Raw genomic sequence first — 20624 nt, 5'->3', positions numbered from 1 at the left:
GGGATTTCAGCGCAGTCTGAAGAACGTCCGGTCACCCTCGGAAAAGTAGTCGAAGTCCATCACCAGATACAGCGGCGACTGGCCCCGGGGGGCCTCGAACGCGATTTCACCGCGGCGTCGGCTGTCCGGCGCGATGGGGCTGCCCTGTGAGAACTCCCGGTCGAGCACGGTCGACCCCGCAAGCGACGTGTCGTACGAGCGGCCGACGTCGTCTTTGAGTGACAACTGGAGCAGCGTCGAGACGGTCAGCTCCTCCGAGCCGGTGTTCTCGACGGTGACATCGGGGATGACGTACTCGTTGCCGGTCTCGGGCGTGAAGTAGCCGCTGCCCGTCGACGTCCGGAACGAGTTGACGGTGAGTCGGGTGTCCTCGTAGGCCGCGGTGTCGCCGGTGTCGTACACTGGCACCGCGAGGGTCTGGGTGAGAGTGCGCCCCGACCCCTGTGTGCCGAGGTCGACGACCGCGCGGTCGTAGCTGAACAGCGACTCTTCGAGGTCGACGTGCAGCGAGAGTCCCGCGGCGTCGTCGGGCACCTCGAAGGCGACGATGCCCCGGGTCACTTCGCCGGGTGCCAGCTCGCCGCTGTCGAGACCGTCGTCGGACAGGACGAACGACTGGTCGTACTCGTAGGACTCGCTGTCCTTGATCGCAAGCTGCAGGAACGACGAGAAACTGACGTACTCGCTGTCGTGTTTGTTCTTTGCGGCCACATCGACGACGACGAACTCGTTGCCCGTGTCGGCCTCCGTATACTCGCCGACGGTCGCCGTCCGTTCGACGCTGTAGGCGACCAGCGCCAGCCGGTCCCCCTCGATGACATCGCCGAGCGCGGCGTCGGCGGCGTCACCTGTCGACCGGTCCGGCGGGCGCTCCGTCGCGGTCGTCGGCGGCGTTTCGGCGGCCGCCGTGTCGGTCCCGTCGGCCTCGGTGACCTGTTCGGGCGGGTCCACGTCGTCAGAGGAACAGCCGGCGAGCGCGATACTACCGACGAGCCCGGCGACGCCGGCGAGATACCGTCGGCGGCTCCCCCGTGTCTCAGCCCAGTTTCGTCCTTTATCCATCATGGTACCAACGCGTGTCAGACGGTATAGAAGTATCGGAGCAGCCGTACAGTGACGGCTACGGACGGCTGTGCCGTACCGTCAGCGCGCGTACTCCGGTTCGCTCTCGGGCGCCACATCACGTCCCTCGTCGCCGACGACCCGCCGGTCGGGCAGTTCCGTGTCCGGTTTCCGCCCCAGGGTGAGGAGGCGCTCGGTGAGCGTGAGCTCCTCGGGGCTCGGACTCGGTTTCTGTATCGGTTCGTACTCGACGGCCAGCCCGTCGGGCGCCTCGGCGATTCGGACGGCACAGAGCTGGTAGGACGGGTAGAACACCGGCGGGAGGACGCCGATGAGGCCGTCGCGGCGGTGGAGACGTTTGAGCCAGGTCCCGGTGTTGACCAGCAGGCCGCCGTCGACTGACTGCATCGTCGGCCGGTGGGTGTGGCCGTAACAGTAGACGCTCGTCCGGGGCTTCTCGGCGAATATCTCCCGGGCCGCGTCCTCGTAGGGCGCCTCGGCGTCGACGGTGAGGTCGGTCTCGAAGACGCCAAAGCGGTCGATGGTTTTCCGGATATCCCGGCGGAGCAGATACAGCGGGATACCGACTAACAACAGCAGACCGGTGATGGCGACGTTGACTGCGAGCAGGAACCAGACCGCGGTCCCGGCGGCGCCGAACTGCGCGAGAAACGCCGTCGTCACGGTCACGGGCGTCGTCCAGACGCCGAGGATATCGAGCCCGGCGACGACGGCGAGGACGGCGCTGACGTTGAACAGCAACAGGAAGGGCAACAGTGCGTACCGGAGCAGCGGGTTCATCTCCCGATAGAAGTATTTCGAGAGCAGCCACACGGGCATCCGTTCGGTGGGCGTCACCGCCTGTACGTCCTTCAGCCAGTTGTACCGGCCGCGGTCGGAGAGCTGGCCCGCGCGCGAGGTGACGAGCGTGTTGTAGTAGTAGCCAAGCGGCGTCGAGTTGGGGTCGCCCCACTCCGAGATGCGGTTGTTGGGGTCGTGCTGGTGGCCGTGCTCGAAGTGGACGACGTGGTCACCGACCGCCCGGGTGAGCGACTCCGCCTGAACGAGTTCGACGTTGTACTCGGCAAAGCGCTCGACGTACTCCTCGTAGGCGGCGAGCTCGTGGTCGTGGTTGCCCGGCAGCAGGGTGATATCGACCTGTTCGCCGGTCGCCCGCAGCTGGTCGAACAGCTCCGGGTACGTCTCGGCGAGGACGTCGAACTTCCGGAGCCCCTCGACCTGCGTGAACTCCCACAGCCCGAAGGCGTCGCCGTTTATCACCAGCTCGGCGTTCTCGTCGGTGTCTTCGAGACGGCCCAGAAAGGCGAGCAGCTCGTCGAGAAAGTCGATTTCCTCCAGTTGCTCGTCGCCGCCGATGTGGAGGTCACTGATGACGTAGCAGACGCGGTCGTCGCTGTCACCGCCCATTGCAGTGGGTTGGTCGATCAACGGTAATGGTATTTGGGGGTCACTAACCTCAACTTTCCCATTGCGTCGTGCGGTTTCGACCCGGGTTCGTCAGGTAGCGTCGGCTACGACCTGCCGAGTGCGGCCTCGAACACCCGCTGGGCGCGTTCGTAGGCGGCGTTCCGGTCGACGATAGGGTCGGTGTACTCCGGCGCGAGCCGCCGGCGTTCCGCAGCCGAGAGGGTGGGCCACTCGACGGCGTTCCCCGGCGCCACTCCGCGGAGTTCCGGGACGTACGTCGTGACGTAGTCGGCCCCGTCGTCGTACTTGTCCATCTGGGCGACCGGGTCGAAGATGCGTACGTCGACTGAGTCCGTCCCGGTGGAGGCGGTCCACTGCCAGTTGGCGGCGTTGTTCGCCGGGTCGTGGTCGAGGAGTTGTTCCTCGAAGTAGCGCAGTCCTTCGCGCCAGTCCACGAGCAGGTGTTTCGTGAGAAAGGACGCGACGTTCTGGCGCGGCCGGTTGTGGACGTACCCCTCCTCGTTCAGCTGGCGCATCCCCGCGTCGACGAGCGGATACCCCGTCTCACCGCGTTTCCACGCGTCGAGTTTCTCGGGGTCGTTCTCCCAGTCGATGGCCTCGGGGAAGGACTTGTAGTTCTCCGACGGGAGCGAGGGGTGGTGGTACAGCAGGGTGTAGTTCTGCTCGCGCCAGGAGAGCTCGTAGCGGTACTTGTCGACGTTGCGCCGGGCGTCGCCGTCGACCGCCTCGTACCGGTCGGTGGCGTCGGCCCACAGCTCCCGAATCCCGAGCATCCCCGCGGCGAGATACGGCGAGATGCGAGACACCGCGCCAGCGGGCCGTTCCACGGCCGCCTGCATGTCGTCGCGCGTGTCGCTGTAGGACTCGATACCGTCGGCGAGGAAGCTGTCCCAGCGGCTGCGGGCGGCGGCCTCGCCAGCAGTCGGGAGCGCGATATCCACCTCGGCGTCGGGAATCGCCTGTGGGGCCGACACGTCGGCGAGCGCGTCGGCGGCCGGCGTCGGTGCCGGCGCTGGCTTCGCGTGGGTCCGCCAGTCGTCGTAGAACCGGCTGTGGTTCTCGTATCGCGGTTCGAGGTCGGCGGGGTCGACGAGCACGAGGTCGGTGACGGACTCGGTCGGGACGGCGTCGTCGACCGCGCGCTGGCGCTCCCGGCGGACCGGTCGGTAGTGGTCGTTGTAGAACACCCGGTCCGCGTCGTGTTCGTCGGCGACGGCCGAGAGGGCGCTGGCCGGGTCGCCGACGCGGACGAGCAGGTCGCTGCCGCGCTCGCGGTACTGCGCTCTGAGTGCCCGGACACCGTTCGTCCAGAACGCCCACTGCCGATCGCCCACCGCCGCACGGACCTCGGGGTCGACGACGAAGACGGGGACGACGGTGTCGTCCGCCGCGGCGGCCGCGAGGCCGCGGTTGTCCCGGATTCGGAGGTCCCGCTGGTGCCAGAAGATATGCATAGGACGACTAGTCGCCCGCCCGGCTTGGCTTCGACCCCAACTCTGTTGTGTATGTCACAATGTGACAACTGGCTATGGCTCCGATCAGCGGTCGTCGTACATCGTCCACAGCGTGTGGCCCGAAAGCGTGACCAGTGCCAGCGCAGATATCAGGATGACGTAAAATAGATCGACGCTCACCGGGCCGAGCGCGACGCTGTGCTCGCCCGGTCGTGTGATGTGCAGCGTCGCCACGACCCCGCCGATACCGACGACGAAGTGATGCCACTCGTAGAGCCGGTTGAGGTCCATCGGCTCCCAGTTCGCCCGCCGGACTAACCAACCTTTCCGTCGCCGGGAATAGCTTTAGTTACACCTGCGCCGACGGGGTAGATATGACACGAAGCGACAGCACGTCGCGGCGGCGAGTACTGTTCGGCACCGGTGTCGCAATCGGGACGGTCGGCCTCGCCGGCTGTGGGATTCCGGGTGGCGGCGGTGGCGAAGAAGAGGAAGAGGGTGGCGGCGAAGAAGGCGGTGGTGGCGAAGAGGAAGAAGACGACTAATCACGGAACGGGCCGGTCGATGCAGCGTGGTGGCCGGGCGCGGCCTCCGTGCCGCGCCGGCGGGGAAGGGCAGGGCTGTTGCGGCTAGCATCCGGTGAGCGAAGCGAACCGGTTCGACCGCGGCGCGCGGACTGCCGCGCCGGAGGCGCGAAAGAGCACGCCGCGATTTTTCCCCAAGTTTTTGCCCGAGCGAGCGCGCCGGAGGCGCGCGAGTGACGGTGCAAAAAGTGGTCTAATAGAACTCTCGAACCAGGTCCATCGCGCCCTCGGGCGCGCCGTCGGGAATCTCGGCCATGGAGCCTTCGACGCCCTCGCGCTCCTCGAACGGCACCGAGTCCTCGTCCTGGTAGAGCACGCCCATGTACTCCTTGTCGCTCTCCAGAATCTTGTCCTTGGCCTGCTCGCGGTCGAACCGGTCGTGGTCCGTCTCCTCGACGTCCTCGATGGTGTCCCGGAAGTAGTCGTAGGTGTCGACGTCGTTGAACGTCACGCAGGGGCTGTAGACGTTGACGAAGCCGAAGCCGTCGTGCTCGATGGCCTCCTGTACGATCTCGGCGTGACGCTGGGAGTTCGAGGAGAACGTCTGAGCGATGAAGGTCGCCCCGGCGGCGAGCGCGAGCGCCTTGGGGTTGACCGGCGGCTGGTTCGGCCCGTCGGGCGTGGTCGCGGTCTCGAAGTCCTCTCGGGAGGTCGGCGAGGCCTGGCCCTTGGTGAGCCCGTAGATGCGGTTGTCCATCACGACGTAGCTCATGTCGACGTTGCGTCGGACCGCGTGGATGAAGTGGCCGGCGCCGATGGAGTAGCCGTCACCGTCGCCACCGGAGACCATCACTTCGAGGTCGGGGTTGGCCATCTTGACGCCGATTCCCACCGGGAGAGCGCGGCCGTGGACGCCGTGCAGCGCGTAGCTGTGCATGTACGTCCCTATCTTGCCCGAACAGCCGATGCCGGCGACGATGAACGTGTTGTCGGGGTCGTTGCCGGTCTCGGCGAGCGCTTTCATCATGCCGTTCATCGTCCCGAAGTCACCACAGCCGGGACACCACGTCGGTTGCTTGTCGGACTTGAAGTCCGTGAATCGAATATCTGAGCTCATTCTGCTTCCACCTCCTGTGTACCCGCCGAATCGGCGAGCGTCGATTTGACCTCCTCGGCCAGCTCGTCGGCGTCGAAGCGGACGCCGGTGTACTTGTTGATGCGTTCGACCCGCTCTAGGACGTCGTGCTCGATAACGTCTGCGAACTGGCCGGTGGCGTTACACTCGACGACGATGGTCGTCTCGGCGGCCGCGACCTCCTCGCTGAGGTCGGGCCGCGGGAAGATGTACGGCACCGAGAGGAATCGCACGTCGTAGCCGTCCTCGGCGAGGAACTCCATGCCCTCCCGCATCGCGCCCTCGTTCGAGCCCCACGAGATGACCAGCGTGTCAGCGTCGGGGTCGCCGAACTCGCGGTAGTCGAAGCTCTCCTCTTCCCGTGCGGTCTCGACCTTGCGGTTGCGCTTGTCGACCTGCTCGACCCGAACGTCTGTATCCTCGGTCCGGCGGCCCAGTTCGTCGTGTTCGAGGCCGGTCGTCATGTGGGCCCCGTCGGTCGTGCCCGGGAACGCCCGCGGTGAGACGCCGTCGGCGGCGGGGAAGTGCGCCTGGAAGCGTCCCTTCTCGTCGAGCCACGCGTCGATGTCGCTCTCGTCGACGACCTTGCCGCGGTCGACCTCGACCTCGTCCATGTCGAAGGTCTCGGGCGAGAACGTCTGCTCGGTGACGGCCATCGCCAGGTCCGAGACGAGGAAGACCGGAATCTGGTACTTCTCGGCGAGGTTGAACGCCTCGACGGTCTTCCAGAAACACTCCGAAATCGTGGTGGGCGCGACGACGAAGCGCGGAATCTCGCCGTGGCCGCCGTACAGCGTCATGTTGAGGTCGCCCTGTTCCTGTTTGGTGGGCATCCCCGTCGAGGGGCCGCTCCGCATCACGTCACAGATGACCAGCGGCGTCTCGCTGGTCGCGACCAGCCCGAACGTCTCGGTCATCAGGTCGATACCGGGACCCGACGTGGCGGTCATCGAGCGAGCGCCGGCCCGCGCCGCACCGAGCGCCATGTTGATGGCGGAGAGCTCGTCTTCGGCCTGGACGACCTTGCCGCCGAACTGGTCGATGCGGCCGGTGAGGTACTCCATCACGTCTGTGGCCGGTGTGATGGGGTAGCCGGCGTAGAACCGGCAGCCGGCAGCGATGGCGCCCATCCCGATGGCCTCGTCGCCATTGAGCAGGACGTAGTCCTCGTCGGTGGTCTCGACATCGTAGTCGGTGTCGAGGTCGAACTCCTCGCGGACGTACTCCTGGCCCATGCGGGCGGCCTGTTTGTTGTTCTCGACGATGGCTTCGCCCTTGTCGCCGAAGCGTTTCTGGAGGCTCTCGTCCAAGTTCTCGATGGGGAAGTTCGTCACCTCACACGCCGCGCCCAGAGCGACGACGTTGAGCATGATGGCGCCGCCGGCGTCCTCGGCGAGCCGTTTCAGGGGGACCTCCAGGGCGGTCGCGCCGTGGGGGACCTCGACGTCCTGCATCGTCGAGCGCTCGCCGTCGTAGATGACGACGCTGTCCTCGTGGAGTTCGTCCTCGTTCTCGTGGACGGTCCGTTCGGTCAGGGCGATGAGGATGTCCAGCCGGTCGACGACGCTCTCGACGCGGTCGACCGAGGTCCGGACTTTGTATGCGGTGTAACCGCCGCGTATCCTCGATGCGAAATCCTTGGAGGTGAAGACGTGTCGACCGGCCCGGGAGAGAGCCTGCGCGAAGATTTTCCCGGTAGAGTCGATTCCATCGCCGGCTTCGCCGCCGATGGCCCAGTTGAGGTCGTCTGGCATACTACCACACGGGTAGCCTGTGGTGGGTGAAAAGGCTTCTGTGTGCGCCCGCGCGCGTGCCACGTGCTCCACCGGCCCGCGACCGAAATTCCCTTGTCTCCGTGCTCCAACGTCCGGGATATGGACGAACGTTCACTCACGGTCACTGCCGTCCGCGAGGTCGGCCCCGACGCCATCGCCATCGACGTCGAGACGCCCGACGAGTTCTCGGCCCAGCCCGGCCAGTTCGTCAAGCTCACGCTCGAAGTCGACGGCGAGGACGAATCCCGGTTCTACACCATCTCCTCGCCCGACGTCGACGGCGTCTTCGAGATGACGGTGGGTATCGACCCCGACGGCGAGGTCGCGCCCCATCTGGCGGAGCTGGAAGCGGGCGACACGGTCCGCATCGCCGGCCCCTTCGGCTCGGACTACTACGAGGGCGAGTCGCGCGCGGTCCTGCTGGCCGGCGGCCCCGGCATCGGCCCGGCCATCGGTATCGCCGAGCGGGCGCTCGCCGACGGCAACGAGGCCGCCGTCGTCTACCAGGACGACGCACCCATCCACGAGGATCGTCTGGACGTGCTCCGAGAATCGGGCGTGCTCGTCCACGTACTGGACGGCGACGCCGACCTGACCGACGCGGTCGCCGAGGCGAGCGCCGACGGCGGCCAGGTGTTCGTCTACGGCTTCGCCGACTTCCTCGACGACGCGATGGCCGCGCTGGAGGCGGCCGGCGTCGAAACGGAGGACGCCAAGGTCGAAAACTTCGGCTAGCAAACTGGTTTGTGACTGACTGCCGGCTTCGTGTAGCGTCCGGGTCTTGCTGGCTGTGCTACTGCCTCCTCCGTGGTCCCGGAAACACGCTTCCGGTCAGCTGTTCCGCCGCCCGGCCCCGAACAACCGCTGGGTGAGCGACCGATCGGTCTCGCGTTCGGTGAGCAGGACGGTCCCGGCGACCTCGTCGACGACGTTCAGGTGGAGCGAGTCGGTGACCAGTCGCGCGAGGATACCCTGCTCGGTCGCACCGAGCATCACCATCGTGTGGTCGGCCGCCTCGCGTTCGATGGCGCGCTCGATATCGCCCGAGTCGTCGACGATACGGGTCGCATCGTCGAGGTCGTGGCCCTCGGCCCACTCGGCGAGGAAGGTTTCACCCGCTTCCTGCTCGCCGGGGTCGACGACGTGCATGAGCGTTATCTCGCCGCCGGTGGCCTCCCGCAGGCCGCGCGCTATCTCGGCGCTCAGGTCCGAGGCCGGCCCGCCCGCGGTCGGCACGAGCATCCGGGAACAGTCGCCGCCGCGGTCCTTGACCACGAGGAAGTCCGCCGGGAGCTGGTTCGTGAGTTCGGCTATCGGCCGCTCTGCGCGCGCACTGGCCCACAGGCCGTGTTTCTCCCAGTTCATCAGAACGAGGTCGGGGCGGGTGCGGTTCGCCCGGTCGAACACCTCCTCGAACGACCGGTGGGAGACGATGGTCGAGGTCTCGAAGGCGACGTCGTACTGTTCGCCGATGCGCTCGATGTCCTCCAGCTGACGCGATGACTCCTCGACGATTCGCTCTCGCTGTCGTCGGTCGTCGGCCGCTTTGCTCTGTTGGGGTGCCTGAACGACGTGGGCGACGTGGACCGTCCCCTTCTCTCGGGTGCTCGCGAGCGCACACGCCAGTTCGACCAGCCCCGACTCGGTGCGGGGGTTCGCGATGGGGACGAGCACGCGGTACGACTCGGGGTCCCGGACGAAGTCCTCGACCGTGTCGACCAGCGGGACGTACGACCGGCCGGCGAGGTTGCCCAGTAGCCACTCGCGGACAGAGAGCCGCCGCACGTGTTCGAACCGGGCTGTCTCCAGCCGCTCTTCCGTCGTCTGGTAGTAGTTGACGATGGTGACCAAGACGACGCCGCCGACGGTGTTGCCAAGCATCACGGGGATGACGAAGTCGGTCATCGCAAGCAGGAAGGGGAGGTCGCCGACGAGCATCAGATACGTCGCCTCGGTGAAGGAGACGACGACGTGGAAGAGGTCCGCGAGCGGAATCACCAGGAAGGCGAGATAGACGACCAGCAGCCGGGTGATGGTGTCCCGGGCCGCGAAGTTCATCCAGACGACGCCGGCGACGACGAGTCCGGCGAACGCCCCCTTGAAGAACAGCTGCCACCGGGTGGTCTCGTAGACCCCCTCGACGGCGAGGTTAGCCGCGACAGCCGCCGCCTCCGGGCTGAACACGCCCCCGTAAGCGAGCACGACGGCCCCGATGGCTCCGCCGGCGAAGTTGCCCGCCGCGACGATACCCCAGTGGCGCAGGAGTGCGGGAATCGACGCCAGCCGCTCCAATGTGAGCGCGACCGGCGGGAGCGTGTTCTCGGTGTAGAGCTGGTAGCCGCCGATGATGATGTAGATGAAGCCGATGGGGTACAGCAGCGCCGCGAGGATGCTGCTGTCGGTCTTGGGGTACATCGAGGCGTAGACGAGCAGCGTGATGGTGATGGCGAAGCCGCCGGCCAGCGCGCTGAAGAACAGCTCACGGGCGCCGGAGGTTATCTCGTGGTCGGCGTCGGCGACGATGCGCTGGAACACCTCGTCGGACGAGAACTTGTCGGGCACCACTTCGCCCGTGACGGGGACCTCCTGTTCCCCGTCGGCGTCGTCCGACGACCGAGTGATACCGCGTGAGTCAGCCATTACCCGCCCATGACCCAGCGTGCCCAAGAAGGTTCGTTTTTCGACCGAAACCGCCGGAAACGGACGCTCTCACTCCGACGCCGTCTCCAGTGACTCGACCACCACGGTCGAGATGCGGGCGCCGTCGACGGTCGCGACTTCGATGCGGTACCCGTCGGCCTCGACGCCGTCGCCGGGCTCGGGAATCTCGCCCAGCCGCGCGAGGACCAGCCCACCGATGGTCTCGACGCCGTCGCTCTCGAACGTCGACCCCAGTTCGTCGTTGACGAGCGCGAGCGAGACGCCCCCGTCGATTTCGTACCGGCCGACACCGAGCTGTCGGACCGAGTGTTCCCGCTCGTCGACGTCGAACTCGTCTCTGAGGTCGCCGACGACGGCCTCGACGACGTCTTCGATAGTGACGATGCCCTCGAACGCCCCCCACTCGTCGATGACCGCGGCCATCTGCTGGTGTTCCTCGCGGAACTGCAGCAGGATGTCGTCGGCAGTAGCCGTCTCCGGGACCATGAGCAGGCCGCGGGACAGTGCTTGGGCCGTGGTCTCTCCGTCGGTTTCGATGGCCCGTAACACGTCCTTGACGTCCAGGAACCCGACCACGCTGTCGCGGTCGTCGGCGCCGACGACCGGGTAGCGGGTGTGGCCGGCCGACAGTGCCGTCTCCCGAATCTCGGCCAGCGAAGCGTCGGCCGGGATGGCCACCACGTCCGGCCGCGGGACCATCACGGTCCGGACGGTGGTGTCGTCGAGGTCGAACACACGCTCTATCATCTCGACCTCGGCAGTATCGACGTGGCCCTGCTCGCTGGAGCGGGCCAGCACGCGCCGGATTTCGCGCTCTTCGAGCGTCTCCTCGGTCTCCGAGGCCGGTGGGATACCGACGAGTCGGGTAAAGGCGTTGGCGGTCCCGTTGAACACGACCAGCCCCGGGTAGAACACGTAGTAGAACAGTTTCATCGGGGGCGCGACCAGCAGAGAGAGCCGCTCCGCCTCGGCGATTGCGATGGTCTTGGGCGCGAGTTCGCCGAAGACCACGTGGAGAAAGGTGATGAACGAGAATCCGATGGCGAACGCGACCAGGTGGAGCAGGTCGGCCGGCAGGAGCGGGCCCAGTACGGGCTCGATGAGCGAGGCGACGGCCGGCTCGCCCGCCCACCCCAGCCCCAGCGAGGCCAGCGTGATGCCGAGCTGGGTGACAGCGAGGTAGTCGTCGAGATTGGTCATCACGTCCTGCAGCGTCTCCGCGCCCGCCCGGCCCTCCGCCGCCAGCTGGTCGACCGAGGTCGAGCGCACCCGGACGAACGCGAACTCCGTCGCGACGAAGAAGCCGTTTAGCACGACCAGCACGAAGGCGATCAGGAGCCGCCCCAGCGCGAACGCGATATCTACCATCGGTGCCTCCGGGTCCCCGCACGCGGACGACGTCGAGCCATACCCTGACGTGTCGACCTGGAGACTTAAACGATGACGGATGGACGACCGGGCGCCGGCCACACGCCGAGACGGCGTGGTCACCCGTATCTCGCCGGATGTCGGCCGTTTTTATCGGTCGAACCCTAAGAGACGCTCAATGTACACCGACGAGCAGTTTGACTACGACGTAGCGGTCGTCGGCGGGGGCCCCGCCGGATTGACGAGCGCACTGTACACGACCCGTCTGGGCATGGACACCGTCGTCGTCAACCGCGGCGGCGGCCGTGCGGCGATGATGACCGACACCCACAACGTCATCGGCGTCACCGAGGACGTCTCGGGCAACGAGTTCCTGCAGACGGCCCGCGAGCAGGTCGAAGACTACGGCGGGACCTACCGACGGGGCTTCGTCGAGTCGGTCGACCCGCTCGGAGACGCGGACGGGTTCGAGGTCGCGACGGACGACGGCGAGGTGACGGTCAAGCGCGTCGTGCTGGCGACCGGCTTCGCCGACGAGCGCCCGGACCCGCCGCTGCCCCGCACCGGCAAGGGGCTACACTGGTGTCTCCACTGTGACGCGTTCATGTTCGTCGGCGAGCCCGTCTTCGTGATGGGGACCGGCGACTCGGCCGCCTACGTCGCGATGATCATGCTGAACTACACCGACGACGTGGACATCCTGACCCGCGGCGAGGAGCCCGAGTGGAGCGACGACACCCAGAGAATGTTGGACAAACACCCGGTCGAGGTCGTCGACACCGAACTGTCGGGTAAACGCACCGACGACAACGGGTGGCTGGCGGCCTACGAGTTCGAGGACGGCAGTGTAAGAGAGTACAAGGGCGGCTTCCCGATGCTGGGCTCCGACTACCACGCCGAACTGGCCGACGGTCTCGGCGTCGAGCGCAACGACGACGGCACGGTCGCCGTCGACGACCACGGCGAGACGAGCGTCGCCGGTGTCTACGCGGTGGGCGACCTGACCCCCGGCCACAACCAGATTCCCGTCGCTATGGGCGAGGGGGCCGACGCGGGCATCGCCATCCACAAAGACCTCCGGAAGTACCCGCGCTCGCTGGACGATATCGAGGCCGAGGGCGCGGTCGAGGACGTGGATGTACCCGCCATCTCGCCAGACCTGTTCGCGACGGCGCTCGCCCACGAGGGCCACGCGGCCGGGCCGCGCGCCCTCGACGAGGACGAGCCCGAAGCCGCGGCCGACGACGACTGAGACGCCCTCGGGCGACAAAACCTATTATCGACGGCCCCGAAGTGTCCGCATGCGCGAGGCAAGTCGCACGACGCGCCAGCGCATCGCGGAACGGTTGCGCGATGAGCCAATGGCCGCGGGCAGTATAGCCAACGACTTCGAGATACCGACGAGCACTGCGCTCACACACGTCGAACACATCGCCAGGTCCCTCGATGCGACGGACGAGGAGCTGCTCGTCGCCCCGCCGGAGTGCAACGAGTGTGGCTTCGCTGATTTCGACGACCTGACGAACCGGCCGAGCCGGTGTCCCGAGTGCAAGGCCGAGAGCGTCGCGGAACCGGCCTACACGATCGGGTAAGCGGGGTATCGGTGGCCGGCGTCAGAACGACTCGACGTGGGGTCGCAGGTCCAGTTCCAGCGTCCACGCCGAGCGGTCCTGCGTCACGAGCGTCCAGTAGGCGTCGGCGATGGCCTCGGGGTCGAGGAGCTCCTCGGGGTCTCGGTCGGTCACCCCCGGCGTGTTTATCTGCCCGTCGATGACGACGTGAGCCACGTGGACGCCCTCCGGCCCGAGTTCGCGGGCCATAGATTCCGCCAGCCCGCGAGCGGCGAACTTGCCGGCCGAAAAGCCCGGTGCCCCGCCCCGCCCGCGGACCGCCGAGGTCGCGCCGGTGAAGATGATGGTCCCACCTCCAGCGTTCTCGTCCGGCGAGGCTCGCCGCGCGTCGAGCATGTCCTCGACGGCTTCCCGCGAACAGAGGAACCCGCCGACGGCTGAGACGTCGAGCGCCTGCTCGAAGGCGTCGAGCGAGATGTCCCTGATGCCTTCCCAGGAGCCGCCGCTGGCGTGGTTGACGAGCACATCCACCGGTCCGAACCGCTCGCGGACCGCCTCGAACCCCGCGGTGACTGCCTCGGGGTCGGTGATGTCGGTGGGGACGGCGAGCGCGTCCTCGCCCAGTTCCGCCGCGAGGTCGTCGACGAACTCGTTCGAGCGGGCGAACAGGCCGACCCGACAGCCCTCGTCGACGAATCTGCGTGCCAGTGTGGCGCCCAGTCCCGGCCCGACGCCGGCGATAACTGCTGTGCGTGCCATACCGGAGCGAGGGCCGCGACCCACAAATCGGTGTGGGCGAGCGAGGCGATTCGGTTCGCGCCCGACGCGTTCCAGCGGAGGGGGCGAGGAGCGGACGCCGGCGTGCTGTCTGGACTGTGACAGCGTCACCGACCGGTTCGAGTAGCCCGCCGCTCAGTTGAGTTTCACGAGGTCCGCGCGAGTGAACTCCTCGTTACAGCAGTCACAGAAGTAGCCGCCGTGTTCCAGAACCACGGGGTTGTTGTCGCATTCGGGGCAGACTTCTGTCCGTGTGCGGTTTTCGCGCGTCATGCGAACACGTACCACACCTACTGCAATAACTGTGGCTGTTACTTACTCACACCCCGGCGACCGGCAGTAACGATACAGCGAGCCCGCGCGAACGACGGCGTCTACTACTGCCCCGAAAACCCGATACGGCCGCCCGAGGAGAGGTCGTGGTCACCGGAGGGACCCTGCTGCTCGAACTCGTAGCGGTCGTCGGTCAGGTAGACGTCGCCGTCCTCGACGGCCGTCTCGACCTCTTCCAAGACGGCGCCTTCACAGGGGCCGAACGTACAACTGCCCGAATCGCGCTCGAACGTCGCGCCGTGTTTCTCACACACCAGTTCGTCGTCCCGGACGGTCGCGCCGCTGCCCTTGTCCAGACGGACGTCCCGCCAGTGGGGGCAGTAGTTCTCGAAGGCGACGACGCCGTCGGCGAGCGAGACCAGAATCGCCTCCGAGGTGTCGAACCCCTCACGGACGGTAAAGAGGAAGCTGCCGTCCTCGGGGACGTCTTCGACGGCCGCGATACGACTGTCCTCGTCCATTGGTGGCGGTGATACGGCCCTGATGGGTTTCAACGTCCCGGTTATCGACACGTTTTGCGGCCAACCGTTTTCCACCCGGCCCGCCAATCCCCGGTATGGGCGACCTCGTCATCTACGGCTCCTACGGCTATACGGGCGCTCTCGTCGCCGAAGCCGCCGCCGAGCGCGGCCTCGAACCGACGCTTGCGGGGCGGGAGCGCCGCACGCTCGAATCACAGGCCGAACGGCTACAGTGTGATTTCGAGGTCGCGTCCCTGGACGAGCCGGCCGTGCTCGACATGCTGCTGTCGGAGGCGACCGCCGTCCTCAACTGCGCCGGCCCGTTCTCGCGGACCTGGGAACCGATGGTCGACGCCTGCCTGCGAACTGGCACCCACTATCTCGACATCACCGGCGAACTCACGGTCTTCGAGGCCGTCCACGAGCGGAGCGACGAGGCCGAGGCGGCCGGCGTGATGTTGCTCCCCGGCGTGGGCTTCGACGTCGTGCCCACGGACTGCCTTGCGGCCCACCTCGCCGAGCGCCTGCCCGACGCCGACACGCTCGAACTCGCCTTCCGCGCCGAGAACGGCGTCTCCCGCGGGACGGCCAAGACGATGGTCGAACACCTCGACGGCGGCGGCGCCGTCCGCCGCGACGGTCGCATCGAGGACGTCCCGACCGCCCACGAGACGCGCACGGTGGATTTCGGCTGGGGGCTGGACGCCCAGCACGTCGCGGCGATTCCCTGGGGCGACGTGTCGACCGCCTACCACACCACCGGCATCCCGAACGTCACCACGTACATGGCGATGCCCGAGCGCGCCGTCAAGCTACAGCGGGCCACCGGACTGCTCGCGCCGCTGCTCTCGCTCCCACGGGTCAGGACCGGCCTCCAGTGGCTCATCGAACGGACCACCGAGGGACCGAGCGCCGACGACCGGGCGAGCGGCGAGAGCTACGTCTGGGGCGAGGTCCGCAACGGCGATGGCGACCGCGCGGTGTCGCGGCTGCGTGGCCCACACACCTACGCGCTGACCGTCGAGACGGCGCTGGCGACCGCGCGGCGAGCGCTCGACGGCGACGCGCCACCGGGGTACCGGACGCCCGCCGGCGCGTACGGGCCCGACCTGATTCTCGACGTCGAGGGCGTCGAACGGGAGGACGTGTGAGGACCCGGCGTCGCGGCGTCCGCCGCGGGCCACGCGGCACTCCCTGAACACAGCGTGGGCTATAGCACGGTGGCTGTGTTGGTAATGACCGAAACCGCCCTTACCGATAAAGGGACCTGGGACATCTATACGCAAAAATGCAGGAGTTCGTGTTCACCGTCACGTACGACAAGGGAAGCGACCCGATAGCCGACGTGTTGATAGCGTATCCGGACATCGTGATGACCTTGCTGGACTGTAGCGTGACCGAAGACAGCGTCTGGTTTCTCAACCGCATCACCGGTCCCGCCGCGGCGCTCGAACGGCTGGACGATATCTTCCTCGACCCGACACACTGCAACGAGTGTCTCAGCGCGGAGCTCTGTGATACGCAGTGGACGTACGAACTGCTATCGAGCGGCGAGAACAGCCGGACCGTCTACTCGTACGGAACGGACGGCGAGGACTGTCACTCGATACCCGGGCTCGGCGTCACCCACCTCGGCGACGGCCTCGTCCACGACGCCGAACGCCGCGGCGACCAGTACCGGTGGCGCATTCTCGTCCCGGAGGACGCGGAACTGGGCGACCTGTACGACACTATCCACAGCGGGCTCCGAGACGGGCTCCGGCTAAGTCTCGACCACCTGAAAGAGCCGACGCGGTGGGGGGACACCGTCGTCTCGCTGGCCGACGTTCCCTACGAGCAGCGGACGATGCTCAGGGAGGCCGTCGAACGGGGGTACTACGAGACCCCTCGGGGGATCACCACACAGGAACTCGCCGACGAACTGGACATCCCACAGTCGACGGTCCAGTATCGGCTCTCCCGTGCAGAGGCGTGGCTCGCGACGGAGTTCGCGTCGGAAGTGGCGTGGGGCCGGGTCGACGACACCGGGACGTGAAGCTCCGGTCACAGTGCCAGAGGCAAAGGGGCCGACGATGATACGTTGGTTCTAACCAAGCGAACTCCCAATGGAGTCTACCCGGTACGGACATCTGCAATGGCACAACAACTCAGCTGTGTCGTCGACGGCTGTGAGGCAACGATTACCGAAGAGACCGTAGCGGAGATACTCGAGGTGGCCGAGGGCCACGCCGCCGAGGAACACCCCGACCTCGAACTTGACGAGGGGACCGTCGAAACGCTCAAGGAGAACATCGAGGAGGTGTAATCGGGCTCGGCGGTCATACTGGTGGCTGTACGTTCGTTGAGATATTCGCCACCTCGGGTAGCGAATGCCTTCAGTTTGTCACAGCCACCAGTATCAGTAGTGCAGCGTCTCTACCCGCTCGTCGTACAGTCGCTGCAGCAATTTCGTCATCGGCCCCGCACCCACGTCGATGCCGTCGACCGTCTCGACTGGGCGAATCTCCCACGTCGAATTAGTAAGAAAAGCCTCGTCGGCGTTTCTGAGGGCGTCGAGGGAGTACGCGCCGGTCTCGACGGGAAAGCCCTCGTCGCGAGCCAGGTCGAGCACGACGTCGCGGGTCACGCCGGGCAGGAGGTCGAGGTCCGCACTGGGCGTCCGGAGCCCGTTCTCGGTGACGAAGAAGACGTTGCTCGTCGCGCCCTCGGCGACGTTACCGTCGATATCGCGCAGCAGGCACTCGTCGGCGGGGCCGCCGTCGCCGGCCGACCGGCGGAGTTCGAGCCGGCCGAGAATCCCGTTCAGGTAGTTGTGGCTCTTGATGTCGGCCGGGACGGCCTCGCCGGGGACTCGGCGGGTCCTGACGGTCTGGACCGTCGCGGGACCGTCCCAGACGCGCTCGCCGTCGCGGCCGCCACGCGGCAGCGGCTTCGTGATGACGACGACCGTCGGGTCAACTTCGGGTTGGGGGTCCAGTGTGCCGGGCTGGACGCCGCGGGAGACAGAGACCTTACAGTACGCCTCAGTCAGGTCGTTGGCGGCGAGCGTCTCGGCGACGCGCTCCCGGAGGTCGTCGGGGACCGCGTCGGCGAAGCCCAGCGTCCCGGCGGTGTGGGCGAGCCGCTCGCGGTGGGCGTCCCACTCGAAGGGGTCACCGCCGTACACGCGCAGCGTCTCGAAGGCTGCGTCGCCGTACATGAACCCTCTGTCGCGGACCGACACCGTGGCCTCGTCCTCGGGGACGAGGTCGCCGTTTACGTGGTATTGCATGCGAGACAGAAGTTCTCGACCATGGTCTTCCCGTGGTCGGTGAGGATGCTCTCGGGGTGGAACTGGACGCCGACGTGGGGCGCCTCGCGGTGGCGGACCGCCATGACGATGTCGGCCTCGTCCTCGGCGACGGTGTGGGCCGTCTCTTCGAGCGCGTCGGGTAGGTCGTCGCGCCGGACCGCGAGCGAGTGGTAGCGCCCGACCTCGACCGGGTCGGGGACGCCCTCGAAGACGCCCTCGCCGTCGTGGGTCACCAGCGAGGACTTGCCGTGAACGACGGCGTCGGCGTGGCCGACAGGGCTCCCGTTTGCGGCACACAGCGCCTGGTGGCCCAGACAGACGCCGAGCGTCGGGTAGTCCAGCTCGGCGAAGGTCGGCATCGAGACGCCGGCCTCGTCGGGCGTTCCCGGGCCGGGCGAGACGACGATACCGTCGGGGTCGAGGTCGTGTATCCCCTCGACGGTGACGGCGTCGTTTCGCCGGACCACCACGTCGTCCTCGCCGCCGCCCAGGCGGAGCACGACCTCGCCGACGTACTGGACGAGATTGTAGGCAAAGGAGTCGTAGTTGTCGACGACCAGAATCGTCGGGGCGAGCGACTCGCTCACTTCGCGCCCTCCACGGAGAGGTCCGCGCGCTTGCCCAGCGCCTCGTCGACGGCGGTCACGAGCGCCCGGCCCTTGTCCAGCGTCTCCTCGTACTCGCTGTCCGGGTCCGAGTCGTGGACGATGCCCGCGCCGACACGGAGGTAGTAGGTCTGGGCGTACCGCACCAGCGTCCTGATGACGATGTTCAGCGTCGCTTTCCCGTCGAATCCGAACACGCCGATAGAGCCGGTGTACGGTCCGCGACGGGTCCCCTCGACCTCGTCGATTATCTCCATCGTCCGCGGCTTGGGCGCGCCGGTGATAGTGCCGCCGGGGAACACCGCGGCGACGGCGTCCTCCAGCGTGGCCCGCCCGCGCAGGCGACCCTCGACCTCCGAGACCAGATGCATCACCTCGGAGTAGCGGTCGACGCGGCGGTAATCGGTCACCTCGACGGAGCCGAACTGGCTCACTTTCCCCAGATCGTTGCGTTCGAGGTCGACCAGCATCGCGTGCTCGGCCCGCTCTTTCTCGTCGGTGCGCAGGTCCTCGGCCAGCCGTTCGTCTTCCTCGGGCGTCTCCCCGCGGGGGCGCGTGCCGGCGATTGGTTCCGTGCGGAGGTGGTCGCCGTCGCGGTGCAACAGGAGCTCGGGGCTCGCGCTCACCAGGTCGACGCCGGGGAACTCCACGAGGGCGGAGTACGGCGCCGGGTTCACCCGTCGCAGGGCGTCGAACGCCTCGACCGGATGGACCGCGGCGGGGGCGGAGAGGCGCTGTGAGATGTTGGTCTGGAACGTGTCGCCGTCGCGGACGTACCGTTTGACCGTCCGGACCCGTTCGGCGAACTCCTCGCGGGTGTACTCGCTCTCGAAGGCCGCGCTGTCGGTCTCGACCGGCGGGTCACCGACCGCCGGGTCGCCCGCCGTCGCCGCGCGGGCGAGCTCCAGTGCGTGCTGGCGGGCGAACTCGTAGGCCACGCTGACGGACTCGTGGTCGGCGAGTCGCGGACACGCCGTGACCGTGAGTTCGACCGGCCCCTCACCGCGGGGTTCCGGCCACGCCGCGACGCGGTCGTAGGTCGCGAGCTGTACCCGGGGGAGCGCGCGGTCGTCGACGGCGCTGTCGGGCAGTCGCTCCAGCTCGCGGACGACGTCGTAGGAGAGCCAGCCGATAGCGCCACAGGGGTAGGGGACCGCACAGTCCCCGCGGACGAGCCGCTCGTCCGCGAGTACGTCGGTCAGCGCGGCGAGCGCCCCGCCGTCGTCGGGACCCACCTCGGTGAACTCGGCCGGCGCGGTGGCGAAATAGCCCCAGCCCGACTGCCCGCCGGTCGTCCCGAGATACACGCCGCCGGTCGGGTCGCGGGCCCGGCGGTAGGCCGCGAACGGGTCCTCGACGGTGACGGTGACCGCGACGGGAATCCGGGCCCGCGGCGGCGCGTCGGCCGCGAGCGTCTCGAAGGTGTCCCGGCTCGTCTCGACCCGTGGCATTACCGGGGAAAGCAGGCCGGCGGATAATTCGCTTGCGGTTCGGGCAGCTGTCTCCACCCGCCGGCCACGTGGGAATCAGCCCCCGAGCGAAGGACGCGAGCCGCAGAATCAGTACGTCTTCGCCTGTTCGACCCAGTCCGCGACGCGGCTCTCGCCGAGGTCGATTCGGTCCGCCACGTCGGCGGCGTCGGCCACGGCGAGCTCACCGACGGTCTCGATGCCCGCGCCCGCGAGCCGGTCGCCGTACGCCGGCCCGATACCGTTCAGCTCCGTGACCGGGTCCGAGCTCCCCTCGGCGGCGTCGTCGCCGTCGACCCGGTCGGGCTCGGTCGATTCGGCGTCGTCCGGTTCGGCTTCCTCGATAGCCCCGGCGCCCTCGGCGGTCTCGTCGGTGCCGTCGTCGGCGGTCTCGGCGTCGGCGGATTCGCCGTCGGTGGTCGCGTCACCGAACTCGTCGGATTCCGCCACCGTCTCGAACTCGTCGGCGGACGGGGCGTCGTCAGTCTCCGTCGCCGACTCGTCTGGCGTCTCCGTCGCACTCCCAGCACTACTTGCCGTGTCGGTTCCCTTGACCGCGTCCTCGCCCTCGGTAGAGGGCTCACGCTCGACAGTGACGTCGACGTCGTCGGAGTGACCCGCCTCCGACGACTCGGCCCCGTTGAGCCCGAGTGCAGATTTCAGCTTCTGAAGCAAACCCATACGCGGA

22 protein-coding genes are annotated in these 20624 nt (G+C 67.5%); 7 read left to right on the top strand and 15 right to left on the bottom strand.

Annotation, left to right across the window (positions count from 1 at the left end; all coding sequences use genetic code 11):
- Positions 1–6: 6 nt before the first annotated feature.
- From NDI56_RS01820 to NDI56_RS01805, 4 genes are all read right to left on the bottom strand, one after another.
- A complete protein-coding gene (locus NDI56_RS01820) occupies positions 7–1062 on the bottom strand; it encodes a DUF4352 domain-containing protein (RefSeq protein WP_310917702.1) in 1056 nt (351 codons plus the stop codon).
- Positions 1063–1143: 81 nt separating this feature from the next.
- Positions 1144–2490: a metallophosphoesterase gene (locus tag NDI56_RS01815; RefSeq protein WP_310917700.1), complete on the bottom strand. Its 1347-nt coding sequence runs from the start codon at positions 2488–2490 to the stop codon at positions 1144–1146.
- 104 nt (positions 2491–2594) lie between these two features.
- Positions 2595–3965 carry a cryptochrome/photolyase family protein gene (locus NDI56_RS01810; protein ID WP_310917699.1) on the bottom strand — a complete coding sequence of 457 codons (1371 nt, stop codon included), beginning with the start codon at positions 3963–3965 and terminating at the stop codon, positions 2595–2597.
- An 84-nt stretch (positions 3966–4049) separates the two neighbouring features.
- Entirely contained in the window at positions 4050–4256 is a 207-nt protein-coding gene (locus tag NDI56_RS01805; protein ID WP_310917698.1) for a hypothetical protein, read from the bottom strand.
- Positions 4257–4339: 83 nt separating this feature from the next.
- On the opposite strand from NDI56_RS01805, the gene NDI56_RS01800 reads away from it, so the two are divergent.
- A complete protein-coding gene (locus NDI56_RS01800; protein WP_310917697.1) occupies positions 4340–4510 on the top strand; it encodes a hypothetical protein in 171 nt (56 codons plus the stop codon).
- Between the two features lie 232 nt (positions 4511–4742).
- Here NDI56_RS01800 and NDI56_RS01795 read toward each other — a convergent pair whose 3' ends face one another.
- Positions 4743–5606: a 2-oxoacid:ferredoxin oxidoreductase subunit beta gene (locus tag NDI56_RS01795; RefSeq protein WP_310917696.1), complete on the bottom strand. Its 864-nt coding sequence runs from the start codon at positions 5604–5606 to the stop codon at positions 4743–4745.
- Positions 5603–7378, bottom strand: coding sequence for a 2-oxoacid:acceptor oxidoreductase subunit alpha (locus NDI56_RS01790; RefSeq protein WP_310917695.1), 1776 nt, complete (start codon positions 7376–7378; stop codon positions 5603–5605). Before NDI56_RS01790 ends, NDI56_RS01795 begins: the two co-directional genes overlap by 4 nt.
- Before the next feature lie 120 nt (positions 7379–7498).
- On the opposite strand from NDI56_RS01790, the gene NDI56_RS01785 reads away from it, so the two are divergent.
- A complete protein-coding gene (locus NDI56_RS01785) occupies positions 7499–8134 on the top strand; it encodes an FAD-dependent oxidoreductase (RefSeq protein WP_310917694.1) in 636 nt (211 codons plus the stop codon).
- Positions 8135–8230: 96 nt separating this feature from the next.
- Here the strand turns inward: NDI56_RS01785 and NDI56_RS01780 are convergent, their stop codons facing one another.
- Together NDI56_RS01780 and NDI56_RS01775 are read right to left on the bottom strand one after the other, a co-directional pair.
- Positions 8231–10039 (bottom strand): formate/nitrite transporter family protein, encoded by a 1809-nt coding sequence (locus NDI56_RS01780; RefSeq protein WP_310917693.1) that lies wholly within the window; start codon positions 10037–10039, stop codon positions 8231–8233.
- Positions 10040–10108: 69 nt separating this feature from the next.
- Positions 10109–11428, bottom strand: a complete 1320-nt coding sequence (locus tag NDI56_RS01775; protein ID WP_310917692.1) for a hemolysin family protein — start codon at positions 11426–11428, stop codon at positions 10109–10111.
- A 178-nt stretch (positions 11429–11606) separates the two neighbouring features.
- Here NDI56_RS01775 and NDI56_RS01770 point away from each other — a divergent pair, with 178 nt between their 5' ends.
- The gene (locus NDI56_RS01770) at positions 11607–12680 is read left to right on the top strand and encodes an NAD(P)/FAD-dependent oxidoreductase (RefSeq protein ID WP_310917691.1); all 1074 of its coding nucleotides are present in this window, start codon (positions 11607–11609) and stop codon (positions 12678–12680) included.
- Between the two features lie 49 nt (positions 12681–12729).
- Positions 12730–13020, top strand: a complete 291-nt coding sequence (locus NDI56_RS01765) for a transcriptional regulator (protein WP_310917690.1) — start codon at positions 12730–12732, stop codon at positions 13018–13020.
- A 21-nt stretch (positions 13021–13041) separates the two neighbouring features.
- On the opposite strand, the gene NDI56_RS01760 is transcribed toward NDI56_RS01765, so the two are convergent.
- The 3 genes from NDI56_RS01760 to NDI56_RS01750 all read right to left on the bottom strand — a co-directional run bounded on the left by NDI56_RS01760 (position 13042) and on the right by NDI56_RS01750 (position 14570).
- Positions 13042–13758, bottom strand: a complete 717-nt coding sequence (locus NDI56_RS01760; RefSeq protein WP_310917689.1) for an SDR family NAD(P)-dependent oxidoreductase — start codon at positions 13756–13758, stop codon at positions 13042–13044.
- A 153-nt stretch (positions 13759–13911) separates the two neighbouring features.
- Positions 13912–14049, bottom strand: a complete 138-nt coding sequence (locus NDI56_RS01755) for a hypothetical protein (RefSeq protein ID WP_310917688.1) — start codon at positions 14047–14049, stop codon at positions 13912–13914.
- Positions 14050–14153: 104 nt separating this feature from the next.
- A complete protein-coding gene (locus NDI56_RS01750) occupies positions 14154–14570 on the bottom strand; it encodes a Rieske (2Fe-2S) protein (RefSeq protein ID WP_310917687.1) in 417 nt (138 codons plus the stop codon).
- 95 nt (positions 14571–14665) lie between these two features.
- Between NDI56_RS01750 and NDI56_RS01745 the strand changes: the two genes are divergently transcribed.
- The 3 genes from NDI56_RS01745 (at position 14666) to NDI56_RS01735 (ending at position 16875) form a co-directional block, all read left to right on the top strand.
- Positions 14666–15721: a saccharopine dehydrogenase family protein gene (locus NDI56_RS01745; RefSeq protein WP_310917686.1), complete on the top strand. Its 1056-nt coding sequence runs from the start codon at positions 14666–14668 to the stop codon at positions 15719–15721.
- Positions 15722–15858: 137 nt separating this feature from the next.
- A complete protein-coding gene (locus NDI56_RS01740; protein WP_310917685.1) occupies positions 15859–16605 on the top strand; it encodes a helix-turn-helix domain-containing protein in 747 nt (248 codons plus the stop codon).
- A 99-nt stretch (positions 16606–16704) separates the two neighbouring features.
- Positions 16705–16875, top strand: coding sequence for a DUF1059 domain-containing protein (locus NDI56_RS01735; RefSeq protein WP_310917684.1), 171 nt, complete (start codon positions 16705–16707; stop codon positions 16873–16875).
- A 93-nt stretch (positions 16876–16968) separates the two neighbouring features.
- Here the strand turns inward: NDI56_RS01735 and NDI56_RS01730 are convergent, their stop codons facing one another.
- From NDI56_RS01730 to NDI56_RS01715, 4 genes are all read right to left on the bottom strand, one after another.
- Positions 16969–17841, bottom strand: a complete 873-nt coding sequence (locus NDI56_RS01730; protein WP_310917683.1) for an aminotransferase class IV — start codon at positions 17839–17841, stop codon at positions 16969–16971.
- A complete protein-coding gene (locus NDI56_RS01725) occupies positions 17826–18449 on the bottom strand; it encodes an anthranilate synthase component II (protein WP_310917682.1) in 624 nt (207 codons plus the stop codon). Before NDI56_RS01725 ends, NDI56_RS01730 begins: the two co-directional genes overlap by 16 nt.
- Entirely contained in the window at positions 18446–19918 is a 1473-nt protein-coding gene (pabB, locus tag NDI56_RS01720) for an aminodeoxychorismate synthase, component I (protein ID WP_310917681.1), read from the bottom strand. The genes NDI56_RS01725 and pabB overlap by 4 nt, the downstream gene beginning before the upstream one ends.
- Before the next feature lie 108 nt (positions 19919–20026).
- Positions 20027–20617 (bottom strand): helix-hairpin-helix domain-containing protein, encoded by a 591-nt coding sequence (locus NDI56_RS01715; protein ID WP_310917680.1) that lies wholly within the window; start codon positions 20615–20617, stop codon positions 20027–20029.
- Between the last annotated feature and the right edge of the window lie 7 nt (positions 20618–20624).

It is taken from the genome of Halomicroarcula saliterrae (assembly GCF_031624395.1).
In the GTDB taxonomy this organism is placed as follows: Archaea; Halobacteriota; Halobacteria; order Halobacteriales; family Haloarculaceae; genus Haloarcula; species Haloarcula saliterrae.
The sequence above is the reverse complement of the archived record's forward strand: the minus strand, read 5'-3'. Positions and strand labels throughout refer to the sequence as shown.

Bases quoted from the DNA above. Each gene is read 5' to 3' on its own strand.
- pabB (WP_310917681.1), bottom strand. From the start codon at position 19,918: ATGCCACGGGTCGAGACGAGCCGGGACACCTTCGAGACGCTCGCGGCC.
- NDI56_RS01780 (WP_310917693.1), bottom strand. From the start codon at position 10,039: ATGGCTGACTCACGCGGTATCACTCGGTCGTCGGACGACGCCGACGGG.
- NDI56_RS01745 (WP_310917686.1), top strand. From the start codon at position 14,666: ATGGGCGACCTCGTCATCTACGGCTCCTACGGCTATACGGGCGCTCTC.
- NDI56_RS01755 (WP_310917688.1), bottom strand. From the start codon at position 14,049: ATGACGCGCGAAAACCGCACACGGACAGAAGTCTGCCCCGAATGCGAC.
- NDI56_RS01735 (WP_310917684.1), top strand. From the start codon at position 16,705: ATGGCACAACAACTCAGCTGTGTCGTCGACGGCTGTGAGGCAACGATT.
- NDI56_RS01795 (WP_310917696.1), bottom strand. From the start codon at position 5,606: ATGAGCTCAGATATTCGATTCACGGACTTCAAGTCCGACAAGCAACCG.
- NDI56_RS01775 (WP_310917692.1), bottom strand. From the start codon at position 11,428: ATGGTAGATATCGCGTTCGCGCTGGGGCGGCTCCTGATCGCCTTCGTG.
- NDI56_RS01815 (WP_310917700.1), bottom strand. From the start codon at position 2,490: ATGGGCGGTGACAGCGACGACCGCGTCTGCTACGTCATCAGTGACCTC.
- NDI56_RS01800 (WP_310917697.1), top strand. From the start codon at position 4,340: ATGACACGAAGCGACAGCACGTCGCGGCGGCGAGTACTGTTCGGCACC.
- NDI56_RS01790 (WP_310917695.1), bottom strand. From the start codon at position 7,378: ATGCCAGACGACCTCAACTGGGCCATCGGCGGCGAAGCCGGCGATGGA.
- NDI56_RS01740 (WP_310917685.1), top strand. From the start codon at position 15,859: ATGCAGGAGTTCGTGTTCACCGTCACGTACGACAAGGGAAGCGACCCG.
- NDI56_RS01730 (WP_310917683.1), bottom strand. From the start codon at position 17,841: ATGCAATACCACGTAAACGGCGACCTCGTCCCCGAGGACGAGGCCACG.
- NDI56_RS01770 (WP_310917691.1), top strand. From the start codon at position 11,607: ATGTACACCGACGAGCAGTTTGACTACGACGTAGCGGTCGTCGGCGGG.
- NDI56_RS01820 (WP_310917702.1), bottom strand. From the start codon at position 1,062: ATGGATAAAGGACGAAACTGGGCTGAGACACGGGGGAGCCGCCGACGG.
- NDI56_RS01765 (WP_310917690.1), top strand. From the start codon at position 12,730: ATGCGCGAGGCAAGTCGCACGACGCGCCAGCGCATCGCGGAACGGTTG.
- NDI56_RS01805 (WP_310917698.1), bottom strand. From the start codon at position 4,256: ATGGACCTCAACCGGCTCTACGAGTGGCATCACTTCGTCGTCGGTATC.
- NDI56_RS01760 (WP_310917689.1), bottom strand. From the start codon at position 13,758: ATGGCACGCACAGCAGTTATCGCCGGCGTCGGGCCGGGACTGGGCGCC.
- NDI56_RS01750 (WP_310917687.1), bottom strand. From the start codon at position 14,570: ATGGACGAGGACAGTCGTATCGCGGCCGTCGAAGACGTCCCCGAGGAC.
- NDI56_RS01715 (WP_310917680.1), bottom strand. From the start codon at position 20,617: ATGGGTTTGCTTCAGAAGCTGAAATCTGCACTCGGGCTCAACGGGGCC.
- NDI56_RS01785 (WP_310917694.1), top strand. From the start codon at position 7,499: ATGGACGAACGTTCACTCACGGTCACTGCCGTCCGCGAGGTCGGCCCC.
- NDI56_RS01810 (WP_310917699.1), bottom strand. From the start codon at position 3,965: ATGCATATCTTCTGGCACCAGCGGGACCTCCGAATCCGGGACAACCGC.